Annotated in this window: 11 protein-coding genes; 5 read left to right on the forward strand and 6 right to left on the reverse strand. The window is 73.1% G+C overall.

Translation table 11 applies throughout. The features are described from left to right. Positions 1-153: 153 nt before the first annotated feature. Positions 154-1,992, forward strand: a complete 1,839-nt coding sequence (locus ACQPW6_RS02460) for an RICIN domain-containing protein (protein ID WP_433887840.1) — start codon at positions 154-156, stop codon at positions 1,990-1,992. Positions 1,993-2,035: 43 nt separating this feature from the next. Next, positions 2,036-3,103, forward strand: coding sequence for a LacI family DNA-binding transcriptional regulator (locus ACQPW6_RS02465; protein WP_433887841.1), 1,068 nt, complete (start codon positions 2,036-2,038; stop codon positions 3,101-3,103). 21 nt (positions 3,104-3,124) lie between these two features. Here the strand turns inward: ACQPW6_RS02465 and ACQPW6_RS02470 are convergent, their stop codons facing one another. Then, positions 3,125-6,118: an IPT/TIG domain-containing protein gene (locus ACQPW6_RS02470; protein WP_433887842.1), complete on the reverse strand. Its 2,994-nt coding sequence runs from the start codon at positions 6,116-6,118 to the stop codon at positions 3,125-3,127. A 316-nt stretch (positions 6,119-6,434) separates the two neighbouring features. Here ACQPW6_RS02470 and ACQPW6_RS02475 point away from each other — a divergent pair, with 316 nt between their 5' ends. Next, positions 6,435-7,526, forward strand: a complete 1,092-nt coding sequence (locus ACQPW6_RS02475) for an esterase-like activity of phytase family protein (RefSeq protein WP_433887843.1) — start codon at positions 6,435-6,437, stop codon at positions 7,524-7,526. 201 nt (positions 7,527-7,727) lie between these two features. Here the strand turns inward: ACQPW6_RS02475 and ACQPW6_RS02480 are convergent, their stop codons facing one another. The 4 genes from ACQPW6_RS02480 to ACQPW6_RS02495 form a co-directional block, all read right to left on the reverse strand. After that, positions 7,728-8,999 carry a hypothetical protein gene (locus ACQPW6_RS02480; protein WP_433894397.1) on the reverse strand — a complete coding sequence of 424 codons (1,272 nt, stop codon included), beginning with the start codon at positions 8,997-8,999 and terminating at the stop codon, positions 7,728-7,730. A 1,060-nt stretch (positions 9,000-10,059) separates the two neighbouring features. After that, entirely contained in the window at positions 10,060-10,896 is an 837-nt protein-coding gene (locus ACQPW6_RS02485) for an SDR family oxidoreductase (protein ID WP_433887844.1), read from the reverse strand. An 85-nt stretch (positions 10,897-10,981) separates the two neighbouring features. After that, positions 10,982-11,749: an SDR family NAD(P)-dependent oxidoreductase gene (locus ACQPW6_RS02490; RefSeq protein ID WP_433887845.1), complete on the reverse strand. Its 768-nt coding sequence runs from the start codon at positions 11,747-11,749 to the stop codon at positions 10,982-10,984. Positions 11,750-11,841: 92 nt separating this feature from the next. Next, entirely contained in the window at positions 11,842-13,218 is a 1,377-nt protein-coding gene (locus tag ACQPW6_RS02495) for an RNA polymerase subunit sigma-70 (protein WP_433887846.1), read from the reverse strand. Between the two features lie 107 nt (positions 13,219-13,325). On the opposite strand from ACQPW6_RS02495, the gene ACQPW6_RS02500 reads away from it, so the two are divergent. Next, positions 13,326-13,799 carry a GNAT family N-acetyltransferase gene (locus ACQPW6_RS02500; protein ID WP_433887847.1) on the forward strand — a complete coding sequence of 158 codons (474 nt, stop codon included), beginning with the start codon at positions 13,326-13,328 and terminating at the stop codon, positions 13,797-13,799. A gap of 30 nt (positions 13,800-13,829) precedes the next feature. Here ACQPW6_RS02500 and ACQPW6_RS02505 read toward each other — a convergent pair whose 3' ends face one another. Then, positions 13,830-14,297 carry a winged helix-turn-helix transcriptional regulator gene (locus ACQPW6_RS02505; protein ID WP_433887848.1) on the reverse strand — a complete coding sequence of 156 codons (468 nt, stop codon included), beginning with the start codon at positions 14,295-14,297 and terminating at the stop codon, positions 13,830-13,832. A 129-nt stretch (positions 14,298-14,426) separates the two neighbouring features. On the opposite strand from ACQPW6_RS02505, the gene ACQPW6_RS02510 reads away from it, so the two are divergent. After that, positions 14,427-14,810 (forward strand): TIGR03618 family F420-dependent PPOX class oxidoreductase, encoded by a 384-nt coding sequence (locus ACQPW6_RS02510; protein WP_433887849.1) that lies wholly within the window; start codon positions 14,427-14,429, stop codon positions 14,808-14,810. Positions 14,811-14,833: the final 23 nt, after the last annotated feature.

A 14,833-nucleotide genomic window follows, 5' to 3' on the forward strand; every position in this document is an offset into this window, starting at 1 on the left:
TGACATGAACACGCGCCCGCCGACGTGACCGGGCCCGCGTCGCGCTTGTTATCGATATCAGCCTGACGACAAGAGCGAAGTGGCCCCCGCGCCGGGCCCGTTCGACACGAGCTGCCGTCCTGCCATCGGCACCATGGAACGGAGAACAGAACGATGTCACTTCCCGGAAGACTCGCCGTGGCGGCGCTCGCCGCGGCCCTGGCCGCCGGGCTCGGCGGCACGCTCGCGCCGGCCGCCGCCGACTCCCCGACCACGGCCGCGGGTTCGCCGGCCGCCGCCGCGCACTCCCCCGCCGCCTCGTACACCGTCACCGTCGGCGCCAAGGGACCGTGGACGCAGCCGGACGACACTCCGGCCAGCGTGTTCACCGACAAGGACGGCACCTTCTACTACCAGCAGTCACACTCCCTCTACGGCGCCGACGACGACCGCGCCTGGAGCTTCTACACCGGCGCCGACTTCGACGCGGCCGGCTTCTCCGGCGCGATCAGCGACGCCGGGACGAACCCGGACACCACCGCGCTGTGCAACAACAGTCCCACGGGGGTGGACGCCACCAACGCGCCCAGCGGATCGGGCTACTCACAGCGCAACTACTGCGACCTGGCCGGGGTGTGGGTCGATCCCGACACGGGCGACTGGTACGGCCTGGTGCACAACGAGTTCACGCCGCAGCCCTTCGGCGACGGGATCCACTTCGACGCGATCGACTACGCGGTCTCCAAGGACCAGGGCAGGTCGTGGACGATCAAGGCCCATGTGATCACCTCGCCCTACAGCACCGAGCGCGGCGACGCGGCGGCCTTCCCGAACCAGAGCTACTACTACGGCGACGGCGACCAGCGGCTCTACGTGGACACCGCCTCCGGCTACTTCTACGTCTACTACGGCTCGCGCGCGGTGGACAAGAACGGCGGCTGGCAGGCGTTCTACTCGCACGTGGCCCGGGCCCCGATCTCGGCCAAGATGGCGCCGGGCTCCTGGCAGAAGTGGTACGACGGCCACTGGTCGCAGCCGGGCGTGGGCGGCAAGGAGAGCAACATGGTGCCGGTGACCTCCGGCGACACCGCCGGCTACACGCCCGTCGCCAAGGAGTACAGCCCGGCGAGCACCGGCACGGTGAGCCAGCAGGTCGCGGCCGGCACCGCCCCGCCGACCTCGCCGCTGTTCGTCATGGACATCACGTACAACGCCTATCTGGGCCTGTACATCGGGGAGCCGCAGGCGGTCGACCAGAGCGGTGACGCGCCCCAGCAGTTCTACGCCACCGACAACCTGGCCACCCAGAAGTGGCGGCCGATCGGCGACACCGGCAGCTACCACACCGCCTCCTGGTACCGCTGGTTCCTGGACAGCGCCAACCTGACCAGTTCCAACGTGGTCGGCAAGGACTTCCGCTCCTACTGCTCCTTCGGCTGCTCCGACGGCTCGTCCTCCGAGTACGTCAACGTCGGCATCACCTCCTCCAAGCCCGCCGCCGCTCCCTTCGACCCCGCCAGGTCCTACCGGATCAGCAGCGGGAACGGCCGGGTGCTGGCGCAGGCGTCCCACGGCTCCGCCACCACCGCGGTGGCCGGCGCCGCCCGATCCCCGCTGGCCGCCTGGACGTTCACCGGCAACGGCGACGGCTCGTACCGCATCACCAACGCCGCAACCGGCCGGCTGCTCGGCGTCCCCACCACCCCGGCCGCGGGCCGCGCCTGGGGAAGCACGCCCACCGCCACGCCCGCGGGCGCCGGCGGCCCGACGGTCGGTCAGCAGTGGTTCGTCATCCGGTCGACCTCGGCCGCGGGCGGCCGGGCGACGGGTACGTACAAGCTGGTGAACCGCTACAGCGGCCTGGTCATCGGCCTGCCGGCCGGGGCCGGAGGGCACGTCGAGACCCTTCCGGTGCGCACCTGGACCGGCGCCGCGCACGGCGGAGTCGGCGCGGGCCGCGACGCCGGCGAGCAGACCCTCGCCATCACCGCCGTGTCGCCGTGGCGGAATTGATGTAATCAACTGTCAGCGACGACCGGCAGGCGGTGGGAGCCCGATGGTGCACGAGGAAACGCGGCCGGAGGGCGGCCCGCCGGGAATGGTGGACGTGGCCAGGGTCGCGGGGGTGTCCGCCCAGACCGTCTCGCGCGCTCTGGCCGGCCACCCCAACGTCCAGGCGAAGACCCGGGCGAAGGTGCTGGCCGCCGTCGACCAGCTCGGCTACCGGAAGAACAACGCCGCCCGGATGCTGTCCTCCGGGCGCAGCCGGACCATCGGGGTGGTCACCCTGCAGACCGGCTACTACTCGCGCGCCGCGCTCACGCTCGGGATCGAACGCGCCGCGCAGGCGGCGGGCTACACGGTCAGTACGGCCACCACGGTCTCGCTCGACACCTCCGCGATCGAGGCCGCGGTGACCCGGCTGTCCGAGCTGCACGTCGAGGGCATCGTGCTCGCCGTGCCGCTGATCCACGTCAGCCGGCGGATCGAACAGCTCACCTCCGCGGTGCCCACCGTCACGATCGACGGTTCGCGCACCCCGGCGGCCGAGACGGTGGCCGTCGACCAGTCGCTGGCGGCGGTGCTGGCCACCCGGCACCTGCTCGACCTCGGCCACGAGACCGTCTGGCATGTGGCCGGACCGCGGGACTGGCTGGACGCGGCGAGCCGCTGCCAGGGCTGGCGCCGGGTGCTGGAGGACGCCGGCCGGGCCGTGCCGCCGGAGCTGGCGGGCGACTGGTCGCCGGCCTCCGGCTACCGCAGCGGCCTGGCGCTCGGCCGCATCCCGGACGTCACGGCGGTCTTCGTGGCCAGCGACGAGATGGCCTTCGGGGTGATCCGCGCGCTGCACGAGCTGGGCCGCCGGGTGCCGGCGGACATCTCGGTGGTCGGCGTGGACGACATCGCGCTGGCCGAGTACTGCTCGCCGTCGCTGACCACGGTGGCCCAGCCGTTCGCGCAGATGGGCGCGCTCGCCGTGGGCCACCTCCTGCGGCACATCGACGAGCCGGCCGCCTCACAGGACCCGGCGACGGTGGAGCCCACCCTCGTCGTCCGCGCCAGCACCGGGCCACCCCCAGGTGGCCGGGGGCCCGGTGCCTTGAGGCGCCCGGAACCCGCCTGACCGAGGGTGGCCGGCGCGTCGTCAGGCGGGGTTGTCGACCTCCAGCCCGTCGAAGGTCGCGTACTGCCCGGACACCTTGGCCACGACGATCGTGTGGACGCCCGCGGCGAGCCCGGGGCTGGTGTAGACGGCGACGTTGCTGTGCCGGGCACCGTCGGCCGGCACCGTGCTGACGACGACCGGCGTCCCGCCGTCGATCGACACGCTGATGTCGCCCTGATCGGTGTACTGCTCGCCGAGGACCTTCACGCCCGTTCCGATGAACGTGGAGGTCAGGCTCTTGCCGTCGGTCTGCGTGTAGTGCAGGTCGTTGTTGTAGTCGCCGTCCCCCCGGCCCGCCGAGTAGTCCCAGCCGTCGTACGTGATCGACGGATCGGTGTCGTCGAGCCGCGCGGCGCCGGCGGGCGTGCCCACGTAGACCACGAGCCCTGCCGACGCCTTGGAGACGGCGCCGCCCTTGGCGGTCTGAGTGGCGGTCAGCGTGTGCTGGCCGGCCGAGGCGCCCTCGATCACGCAGGTCCAGGCACCGGACGCGGCCGCGACCGCCGTGCAGCCGGTCGCCCCGTCGGTGACGGTGACGGTGGCTCCGGCGATCCCGGTGCCGCGCACGGTGTAGCTCGCCGCCAGCCCCGTGGTGCCGTTGGCCGGCGCGGTGATCTGCGGCCGGGGCACGTAGGTGCCGACCGTGACGTCGGTGCCGTCGGCTCCGGCGGGCACGGTGGCGATCAGGAAGCCGTGCGAGAGCCACCGGACGTCGGTCGCGGGCCGGCCGCCGAAGAACACCGGTGTGGAGGGGGCGAAGCCGGAGCCGGCGATCAGCACCTGGCCGCCGGTGGAGTTCGCCCCGCCCTGGCTGACGGCGGAGATGTAGTCCGCCTGCGGAAGGCCGGCGGCCGGCGCCTGGTGCCCGGCGGTGACTCCGGCACCGGCGAGGGCCGCGTCCGGGATGTCACCGGGACCGGGTGAGGCGGGGATGCGGGTGTTGCCGCTGACGTTGGAGTCGACCGGCGCGTTGCACATGTAGGAGCCGGCGGCGTCGGAGAAGAAGTTGCCGGTGACCCAGAAGTGGCCGGTGGCCGAGCAGCCGCCCTGCGCGCCGATGGACGTCAGCGGGTGGAACTCCACGTTGCCGCTGAAGGAGATCCACTCCGAACCCGCGTCGTCGTAGAAGGCGTTGTACTGCGAGCCGTCGTTGTAGGCGACGTTGCCGGTGACGTGCAGGCCGTTCGCCAGAGTGGCCCGCGGGTCGAGCGTGCCGTCCGGCTGGTAGGCGTACTGCGCCTGGTGGCCCTCCATGTAGACGGCCCCGCCGTCGTCGAGCACCTGCATCACGTCGTGGATGAGGTTGTCGCTGATCGTGTTGTCGGCGTTGATGTTGGTGGAGTTCTGCGGGTGGTCGGCGTCGTCCACGTGGCCCTCGATCACGCCCGCGGTGATGCCCGTGTACGGCAGGTCGTACAGGTCGTTGTGCGTGATGGTGGTGTGCTGCGAGAACAGCAGCGTGATGCCGCAGGCGGAGCGGTAGTCGGTGCCGATGGCGTGGATCACGTTGTCCGCGACCGTGGTGTGGTCCAGGATCTCGTTCGTGCCGACCCGGTCCCCTGCCACCGCCTTCGGGTCCGGGGTGCAGCCGTCCTGGATCACCGAGGCCGCGGTGGCCGTGGGCGTGGGGTCGTAGGTGCAGCCGAGGGAGAGCGCGGTCGAGGCGATCTGGGTGAACTCGTTGCCCTCGATGAGGTTGTGGGTGCCGCCGTACTTGAAGCTCAGGCCGGCGCCTCCGAGGTCGGCGAAGCGGTTGCCGGTGATCGTCACGTCGCTGGCGGCGGTGAAGTCGACGTTGGCGAGGGGCTGGGTGAGCGCGCCCCACGGGCAGCTGCCGGCCGGCGTCGAGAAGGTGCACAGGCCCTGGTTGTTGGCGCCGGTCCTGTGCAGGTTGCTCTGCACGTCGGCGAATCCCGAGGCGGCCGACGGGCCGTTCCAGGTGGCGTAGGAGAACTGCAGGCCGGCGAACGTGATGTCGTGCAGCGGGTGGGCCAGGCTCCCGGCGCCCTGCAACAGGGTCTCGACGCGCGGCAGTTCGACGTCCGGCGCGGAGGGCCGCTCGCCGCTGCGCGGCGCGTAGTAGAGCCGGTCCTGCGAGGTGTCGAGGAACCACTGCCCGCTGCCGAGCAGGGCGCGGGCGCCCTGGATCGTGGCGGGCATCTGCGAGGCCGGCATCGACGGCAGGCCGCCGCTGCCGTCGCTGAACGGGGCGCCGTCGGTGGCGTCGGTCCAGCACGGCTGGTCCATGACGAGGCTGCTGCCGGACATCCGGGCCACCCCGCACTTGGAGTCGGTCCACGGCCCGTTGCCCGCCGGGTAGTCGAACTCGACCTGCGCGAGCTGGGCCGGTGTGAGGGCGGCGAACCAGGCGAGGGCGGCCGGGTCGCCGGACAGGTCGTATCCGGTGCTGGAGCCCGCCCAGCCGCCGGCGAAGTGCAGGGCGGCCGGGGTGGCCTGGGCGACGGGCGCCTCGGCGCCGTCCACATAGAGCTGCCGGCTGGCGCTGCCGTGCGGCACGCGTGCCGACCACACGTCGCTCCGGCCGACCCGGGACCAGCCGGTCACCTGGGAGGCGCCGGAGATCACCGGGTGGGCGCCGGGGGCCGCCTGCCATACGACGGGGTGCCCGGCGGTGCCGGAGTCCTGCGCGCCGAACTTCCACGTCGAGCTCAACCGGTAGGTGCCGTCACGCAGTTCGACGGTGACGCCGCCGGGTTTTCCGCGGTGCTCGATCCCGCGGACGGCGGCCTGGGCGGAGGCGAGCGAGCAGGGGTTCCTCGACGTGCAGGACGCGCCGTGGCCGTCGGGCGCGGCCCAGAGCACCGTCGGGGGTGCGGCGTGCGCGACCGGGGCGGCCTGGGCTGCCGGGGCGGCTTGGGCGGACGCCGCCGACCCGCCGAGCGCCAGGGCGCCGGCGAATCCGAGGGCGACCATCGAACTGAGAACCGTACGCGCTGACGCCAGCCACTTCATGTCCGCTCCGGAAACCACAGGCCCCACGGCAGCGCCGCGGGGAGACCAAGACATCGGATGACTCGGCAGCCTTGCAGTCGTCGTGGTCGGCGTCAACTGGTTGTACGCGATAAAGGAGTTGCGGGTGGTCCTTCGACGGAGAGGAAGGTCCGATGTTCGGGCCCTGGGAGTTGACGCTGCCAGGCCCGCCGGAGCCGCTCCGCCCGGGCGCGTGGCCGACGTTCAGCCCTCCGTCAACCGCCGTACGCCCGCCGCCGCGGCCGAGGGTCGACAATCGGGCTGATACGTACGCCCGTTGTCGATGTGGAGTGCCGCTGTGCGCGTTAGAGCTCTTCTCGCAGGTTCGTCCGTCGTCCTCACCGCGGCCACCTGCCTGGCCGTGGCAGGACCGGCCCAGGCCCACGGCGGCCCCGGCGGCCACCACCCGACACCGCCCGCCGCCGGGCGGTGCTCGTCGTCCGTCACGATCGGCGGCTTCTCCGACGCGCTCGACAAGACCACCTTCGACGGCACGTTCGTCGGCAACCTCTCCGCGCTCGCGCCCGACGCGCACGGCACGCTCGACGCGCTCTCCGACCGGTCCTCGCTGTTCACCCTCAGCGGCCGCACCCTGGGCGACCTGGCGCCGCGCGAGGTGGTACCGCTCGCCGACGAGAAGGGCCGGCCGCTCGACTCCGAGGCCCTCGTGGTGGACCGGGACGGCACCCGGCTGATCTCCTCCGAGGTGGAGCCGGCGATCCGCCGCTACAGCCGGGACGGCAGCACCGTCCTCGGCAGCCTGCCGGTGCCCCAGGAGCTCAAGGTCGCCCCCGCCGGCCGCGCCACGACCAACCTCACCTTCGAGGGCCTCGCCTTCCAACCCGGCGGCCGGACGCTGGTCGCCTCGATGGAGGGCGCGCTGTCCGGCGACGACGCCACCACCGTCCGCTTCCAGACCTGGCAGCGCGCCGGCTCCTCGGACTTCAGGCTCGGCCGCCAGTACGCCTATCCGGTGGACACCGACGCGCACGGCACGATCCTCGGCGTCTCCGACATCGCGGCCACCGGCGACGGCCGGCTGCTGGTCCTGGAGCGCGGGTTCACCGCAGGGGTGGGCAACACCGTGCGGCTCTACCTGGCCGACCCCTCCCGCGCCACCGACGTCAGCCGGGTCACCGACCTGACCGGCCAGAAGAGCGTCCGGCTGATCCACAAGACGCTGCTCGCGGACCTGGGCGACTGCCCCACCCTCGGCGCCACCGCCAAGCAGCCCCAGCCCAACCCGCTGCTCGACAACATCGAGGGCATGGCCGTCACCGCCCACACCCCCGGCGACCGCCTCCGCCTGCTCCTGGTGAGCGACGACAACCAGGGCGCCACCCAGACCACCCGCTTCTACGACCTGACCGCCCGCCTCCCCAGGCACTGACGGCCCGGCGTCCCCCTAGGCGGCCGGTGACAGCGGGCGGACGCCGGGGGGGAGCGGGGAGCGGGGTGCGGGGTCTCCGCACCGAGGCCGCCGTCCGGGCAGCGGCCACCGCCAAGTCCGTGGCTGTCGCATCTACTTCGCGCGCTGCCGTCCGCGGTGCCCGGCCCGGACGTCCGGGCCGGGCACCGCGGGCGTTCGGGTTCAGCAGGTGATGCTGCCCTTGCGGAGGGCGTGGCCGCCGTCGTCGGCGTCGTCGGACCAGTAGACGGGCTTGGAGCCGCTGACGCACGCGTCGGCGGCGGAGACCGAGAAGCCCTCGTTGTTGTAGTCGGACATCCCGCTCGGGCGGTTGTAGGTGGCGGAGATGGTGAACGCGCCCGAGGAGTTGACCTGGAGCGTCCGGTGCTCACCGTCGCAGGTGTCGTCGCAGACGGCCCACAGGCGCGATGCCTGCGGCTCCCACTGGAGCTCCATGACGCCGTCCATCCCGCTGCTGACCGTCGCGACCCGGGTGAAGGCGCCGGAGTCCTGCAGGACGTAGCCGTAGATGGTGCCGGTGTCCTCGACGCCGACGAAGAACACGCCGCCCGAGTGCGAGCCGTAGCCCGCCGGGTTGTACGCGGCCCCGGTCGCCGAGTCCTTGAACCCGGCGCCGGTCAGGTAGCCGTCGGGGACCCAGGTGACGCCTTCGAGGCCGAGGTTGGAGCCGACGGAGGGCAGGTCAGGGGTGAGGTTCCACTCCTTCGTGGCGGTCAGGGTGCTGCCGGTGCCCGAGACGTCGTAACGCAGCACGGACAGCCGGCTGGTGCCGGACGAGTCGTTGTTGCGCTCGCTGGAGACGAACACCCCGCCGGCCGAGCCGGCGCCGGTCACCGTGACGCCCTCGTCGTCAGGGGTGCCGGAGCCGCCGGGGAAGCGCAGGCTCTTGCCCGAGGACCAGCCGCCCGACGTGTCGGGCTTCCAGCCGGTCGAGCCGTCGGGGACCAGCCGCCACAGCTTGCCGCTGTTCTGCGCGCCCCACAGCACGTTGCCCTCCTGGTAGAGGCCGCTGAGGTCCTCGCCGAAGACGTTCGAGCCGTCGGCGGTGCTGACGGAGCTGCTGCCGGGCCAGGCGACGGGCTTCAGCGGGTCGGTCGCCGGCGGACTCGTCGGAGGGGTGGTGGGCGGAGTCGTCGGCGGGGTGGTCGGCGGTGTCGTGCTGGTGCCCCCGTCGGTGGGCGCGAGGGCGACGCCGCGGAACGCCTTCTTGCTCGCGGCCGTGGCGAGGGTGGTCACCGAACCGGACATGGCGGAGCCCGCTCCACTGCCGTCGGTCACCGTGGAGAGCTTGCCGCTGGTGCCGGAGGAACCGCTGCTGGTCGCGTAGAGGACGGCCTTGCCGCCCACCACCGAGCCGGTCAGGCCGGTCACGTCGGACACGCTCTTGCTGCCCTCGGCCTTCCAACTGCCGCTGACCAGGCTGAACTTGTTGATCTTCCCGGCGCTGCTGTCCGCGGCGTAGAGCGTGTCGGGGGTGGCGCTCCCTGACAGGCTCAGCAGCACGTAGCCGTACGGGTCGCCGCTGCCCTCCGGGCTGCCGGGCAGGTTGGCGAGCTTCTGCCCGGAGGTGGTCGGCGTGCCGGAGCCCACCGTGGAGATGCCGATGCCGTCCTTCTCGGAGGAGGTGTAGAGCCGGCCGCCGGCGATCTGCACCGCGCGCACGTTCTTGTCCGTGAGCTGGGTAAAGCCGCCGGAGCCGAGGGTGGTGTAGCCGATGCCGCCGGCCGCGCCGGAGACCCAGATGTGGTCGCCGTCGGTGCTGGTGACGCCGCGGACGTTGTTGTCGTCGGCGAACTCGTCCAGCATCGTGGAGGTGTCCACGCCGCCGTCGGCGCCGACGCGGGCGATGGTGACGTCGTCCGTGGTGGCGACGCTGTCGGTGCCGACCGGCTTGTGGTAGCCGGGCGCCATCAGGTAGCGGCCGTCGGCGGACAGCGTGATCTGCCCCTCCGAGGTGGCACTGCCGGCCGCGGTCAGCTCGTGCGTGCCACCGCTGTCGCCGGTGGGCAGGGCGATGGAGCGCACGAGCGTGCCCGTGGGGCTGTACTCGTCGAGGAAGACGGGCGCGGCGTTGTCGCTCAGCGACGAACTCCCGTCGCCGACCCGGTAGACCACGACGTCGCCGGAGGCGAACGCGCTGCCGGCGCCGGTGCTGGCGTGGGCGGCGATCGGGACGACGACCGCGCCGAGCGCCAGCACCCCGGCGAGCGCGGCACCGGCCGCGGTCCTGCGGCTCGTTCGGGCGGACGGGGGGCGAGCGGGCTGGCGGATACTGCCACTCATGGGGCGGCTGCCTTTCAACGGGCGAAAGTGCGCCTGCCGCCGAGGCCCGGGGACCTTACGACGGCAGAGGTCACCGGGACGACGCAAACGGCTGTACCCTGCCCACGCCGAGTGACATCCGGATGAACCACGCACGTCGCACCCCCGCCCTCCACCCCACAAGACGGATCACCGCCCCGCCTCGGCGAGTTGTGGACGCCGACGGGTGCGGTCAGTCCCGGCGGCGAAAGCCGCCCTCGGTGTTGATGACCTGTCCGGTGATCCAGCCGGCCTCGTCGGTGGCGAGCCAGGCGATCAGGCGGGCCGGGTCGTCGGGCTCGCCCCAGCGCCCGGCGGGAGAGTGCCGGCGGACCGCCTCGTGGACTTCGGGGGTCGCGTAACCGGTGTCCACCGGGCCGGGGTTGACGGTGTTGAGGGTGATCGACCGGTCGGCGAGGTGGTCGGCCAGGGTCGGCGTGATCGCGGCGAGGGCCCCCTTGGCGGTGGCGTAGGCGATCTCGTCCGGCATCGGGCCCAGGCCCTGGCCGGACGTCATGAGGACGACGCGTCCGCCGGGCCGGCCGTCATGCTGACCGGCGAAGGCCTGGGTGAGCAGCAGGACGGACCGGGTGTTCGCGGCCCAGTGCGCGTCGAGCATGTCCGCGTCCAACGTGCCGAGCGGTCCGTCCCCGCCGCTGCGCGCGTGGTTGCAGACCAGGATGTCGACGTGCCCGAAGGCTTCCGCGGCGGCGGCGATCACCCTTTCGGGCGCGCCGGGAAGGGCCAGGTCCCCGCCGAGGTGCTCGATCCGCGCGCCCGGGCCGGCCAGCGCCCCGGCCACCGCCCCGGCGACGCCCTCCGGCCCGTCAGGGTCCTCGCCCCAGGGCTGTTCACGGTCGTGCGGCGCGTAGTGGTGCAGGAACAGGCTCGCGCCCAGGGCGCCCAGCCGGCGGGCGATCGCGAAGCCGATCCCCTGGCGCCGGCTGACTCCGGTGATGACGGCGACCCGGCCGCGCAGTGGCAGCGGATCGCGTTGCAGCCCCGTGACGGCGGGGTCGGTGGCAGACATGCGGGCAAGTCTCGGCGCCGCCGCGGGGCGCGTCCAGTCAATACCGGCGGCGTGGTCTGTCGCCGTGGTCCGGCCCCGCGGGCGGTCAGCTCGGGAACATGCCGGCCGTCGCGTTGACCCAGGTGCCGGTGATCGAGGCGCCCGCGTCGGACGCCAGGAACGTCGCCAGCGCGGCGATGTCGGCGATCCGCGGCGAGCGCCTGGTCATCCGGAGGCTGTCGAGGTGGCCGCGGATGCCCTGCACGGCGGCCTCGTCCATGGCCGGGGCGCCGGCCGCGGTCAGCTTCTCCGGGGTGAGGGTGTCGGTGACGCCGGCGGTCCAGATCCCGCAGACCCGCACCCCGGCGGGCCCGCACTCCTGGGCGAACTGCCTGATCAGCGCGTCGATCGCGCCGTCGGCCGCCCCGGTGCCGCCGAGCATCGGGCTGCCGTTGCCCGACGCGCTGTCCAGCGAAAGGATCACGCCGGAGCCCTGGGCCGTCATCCGGCGGGCGGCGGCCCGCGCGGTGATGAACTGGCAGGCGATGCCCTGGACGACCGGCCGCGTGTAGTCCTCGACCGACATCTCGGTCAGCGGCTGCCCCTGGAAGTCGCCGCGCGGCACCAGGTTGAAGGAGATGTCCAGCCGGCCGGCCCGCTCGACGACCGATGCCGCGTGCGCCTCGACGGCCGCCTCGTCCCGCGCGTCCAGCACGTCGTACTCGGCGCCGGTCTCGGCGGCGGCCTTCCGCAGCGCCGACTCGGTGCGGCCGGCGAGGAACACCCGCGCCCCCGCCTCGGTGTATGCCTTCGCGATCCCCGAACCCAGCGAACCCGCTCCGCCGTAGATGACCGCGACCTTGTCCTTGAGCATCTTTCTCGTCTCCTCCGGTGCGGGGCGCCGAGTGCGCCCGTTCACACCTCATAGGACGCGGCGGCGGCCCGAACTCATCGCAGCGGCGCGCCTCAGAGGGTCATCGGCAGCCCGAACGCGGGGAAGAGGTGCGGCTCGAAGGTGGTGATCTCGGCGATCAGCCCCTCCTCGACCCGCAGCACGTCGATCAGCTGGGCCCGGAACACGCTGGTCCCGGGGCGTTGCAGGTAGCCGGCCACCGCCGGCTGGCCGTTGGCGCGCAGCGGCAGGTGCCGCCAGTGGCCGGCGAACATCGGCGACGCCGGATCCAGGTTGGGCCGGACGAAGGCGAAGAGCGCGTCCCGGGTGGTGAACCAGAACGGGTTCGGCGGCATGGTGAGCACGGCGTCCTCGCGCACCAGCTCCACCATGGCGTCGATGTCGGCGCCGGCCGCCGCGGCCATGTAGCGCCGGAGCAGCGCCAGATCGCCGGCGCTCGGCTCGGGCGCCGACCAGTCCTCGCGCCGGCCGGGCAGCGCCTCACGCAGGGCCGTTCTGCCGCGCTGGACGGCGCTGTTCGCGGAGGCCACGGTGGATTCCAGCAGGTCGGCGGTCTCCTGCGCCGACCAGCCGGCGACGTCGCGCAGGATCACCGCGGCCCGCTGCCGGGGCGGGAGCTGCTGGATCGCGGTCAGGAAGAGCAGTTCGAGGGTCTCGCCGCCGACGGCCTGCTCGTCGGGCGCGCGCTGCGGCGCGGGGCGCTCGGGCAGCTGGTCGTCGGGGAACGGCTGGAGCCAGGGCAGCCGGGGCGGCGGCGGTCCGTCACCGGAGTCCATGCCCGGCACGGGCTCGTAGACGGTGGGGCGCCGGTTGTGCTTGCGCAGGAAGTCCAGGCAGAGCCGGGTGGCGATCTTGTAGAGCCAGGCGCGCGGGTTGTCGACGTCCTCCAGCGAGTCCCTGGCCCGCCAGGCCCGCAGGAACGCCTCCTGGACCAGGTCCTCCGCCTCGTCGTACGAGCCGAGCAGGCGGTAGCAGTGGACGCGGAGCTCGGCGCGGTGCTCCTCGAAGAGGGCGGAGAGGGCGTCGTCGCCGAGTTTCGTCACGGCGGCAGGTGTGACGTTTCGCGGGGTGACGGTTTCCGGCTCGCCGGGGACGGCCGCGGGCCGGGCCGCGTCGTGGCCCGGGGTGTCCTCGCCCGGGGCCTCGTGCACCGGCGTGTCCTGGCGCGCCTGGCGGGCCAGCCGCCGGAGTTGGGCGAACCGGGGTGACAGCGCCTCGACGTCGGCGTGGAAAGCCGGCGCCGGGTCGAGCCGCAGCCGCCGCAGCCGGTCCCCGAGGTCGGAGACCAGTTCCCCGGCCGGCGCCCCCGGCGCGGGCTGCCGCCGTTCCCGGTACGCGCGCTGCCGGCACGCCTGCGAGCAGTAGGACGCGGCCCGCCCCGGACCGCCGCTCTCGATCGGACGCCCGCACACCCCGCAGTTCGCTGCCACGCCGCACAGGCTAGTGGCTGGGCGCCCGGCCGCCGCTCTGCAATGATCGCCGAAGCGCCTCACGGGGCGCACGCACACGTTCACGCGCACCAGACGGGGAGTCCACGGTGGAGATCACGCTGCGAGAAGTGCGGGACGACGACCTGCCGGTCTTCTACGCCCAGTCGAACGAGGCCGAGGGGGTCAGGCTGGCCGCGTTCACCACCAAGGACCCGTCGGACACCGCTTCCTTCGAGGCCCACTGGGCCCGGAACCGGCAGAATCCCACGGTGGTCATGCGGACCGTCGTCGCCGCCGACGGTGAGGTCGTCGGCCACGTCGCCGTGTTCGGACCGCCCGAGGAGCGCGAGGTCACGTACTGGATCGGCCAGCGGTTCTGGGGCCGCGGAGCCGCCACCGCGGCCCTGCGCCAGCTCCTGCTGCTCGCGCCGGAGCGCCCGGTGCACGCCCGCGCGGCCTCCGACAACGCCGGCTCCGTCCGGGTGCTGGCCAAGTGCGGATTCATACCCGTGGGCACCGACCGGGGCTTCGCCAACGCGCGGGGCGAGGAGATCGAGGAGACCCTCTTCACCCTGTCCTGACGTCAGCCCCGGGCCCGGCGGGCCCATGGGCTACTCGTCGACGGCCCGGGCGGCGCTGCCCGGCCCGGGAAGCACGTCGACATCGTCCGCGTGCATCGGCGCGCCGCAGTGCGCACAGCGCAGGTCGACCCCGCTGATCTCGCCGCAGGCGTGGTGCCGGTAGAGCGCGGGCGGCCCGGCCTCGCCGGCCAGCCACCGGTCGCCCCAGCCGGCCATGACCATGAGCACGTCCACGAGTTCGGTGCCCCTGGCGGTCAGGTGGTACTCGTACCGCGGCCGCGCGTCGTACGGACGCCGCTCCAGGACGCCGCGTTCGACGAGGTGGCTGAGCCGCTCGGCCAGCACCTTGCGGGAAACGCCGAGGTCGGCCTGGATCTGGTCGAAGCGGTTCATCCCGACCCACACGTCACGCAGTACCAGGGGCGACCAGGGCTCCCCGATCACCTCGAGCGTGCGGGCGATCGAGCAGGCCATCTCGCCGAAGTCGGTCCGTTGCATGGCGGAAGTCTAGCAATTGGAGTTCCTTCACGGAACTCCATCTGATACGGTCACGGAGTCTCCTGAAGGAACCCCAAGGGAGGCGAACGGCCACCGACGACGAACGACGCTTACCGAAGGAGCGCCACCATGCTCGACCCCGACGTCCGCCGCGTACTCGACGGCACTTCGATCGCCCACCTCGCCACCGTCCTCCCGGACGGCGCCCCGCACTCCGTCCCGGTCTGGATCGGCACCGAGGGCGACCACATCGTGGTCTTCACCGGCCCGCACAGCCGCAAGGCGGAGAACCTGCGCATCGACCCGCGCGTCGCCCTCTCCGTGGCACCGGCCGACAACCCCTTCCAGCCGGTCGTCGTCCGCGGCCGCGTCGTCGAGTGGCTCGACGGCGACGCCGGCTGGAAGATCATCGACCGCATCTCCACGAAGTACACCGGCGGCCCCTACTCCCGCGAGGTGGAGCGCGTCGCCCTGGTCATCGCCGCCGAGCACCAGACCGTGGGCGTCCGCTGAGCGGACCCCGACGGTCGCGACGG

Source organism: Streptomyces sp. CA-111067 (assembly GCF_050956065.1).
Classification (GTDB): Bacteria; Actinomycetota; Actinomycetes; order Streptomycetales; family Streptomycetaceae; genus Actinacidiphila.

Coding starts and splice junctions, on each gene's coding strand:
- ACQPW6_RS02460 (WP_433887840.1), top strand. CDS start 154: ATGTCACTTCCCGGAAGACTCGCCGTGGCGGCGCTCGCCGCGGCCCTG.
- ACQPW6_RS02465 (WP_433887841.1), top strand. CDS start 2,036: ATGGTGCACGAGGAAACGCGGCCGGAGGGCGGCCCGCCGGGAATGGTG.
- ACQPW6_RS02470 (WP_433887842.1), bottom strand. CDS start 6,118: ATGAAGTGGCTGGCGTCAGCGCGTACGGTTCTCAGTTCGATGGTCGCC.
- ACQPW6_RS02485 (WP_433887844.1), bottom strand. CDS start 10,896: ATGTCTGCCACCGACCCCGCCGTCACGGGGCTGCAACGCGATCCGCTG.
- ACQPW6_RS02490 (WP_433887845.1), bottom strand. CDS start 11,749: ATGCTCAAGGACAAGGTCGCGGTCATCTACGGCGGAGCGGGTTCGCTG.
- ACQPW6_RS02505 (WP_433887848.1), bottom strand. CDS start 14,297: ATGCAACGGACCGACTTCGGCGAGATGGCCTGCTCGATCGCCCGCACG.
- ACQPW6_RS02510 (WP_433887849.1), top strand. CDS start 14,427: ATGCTCGACCCCGACGTCCGCCGCGTACTCGACGGCACTTCGATCGCC.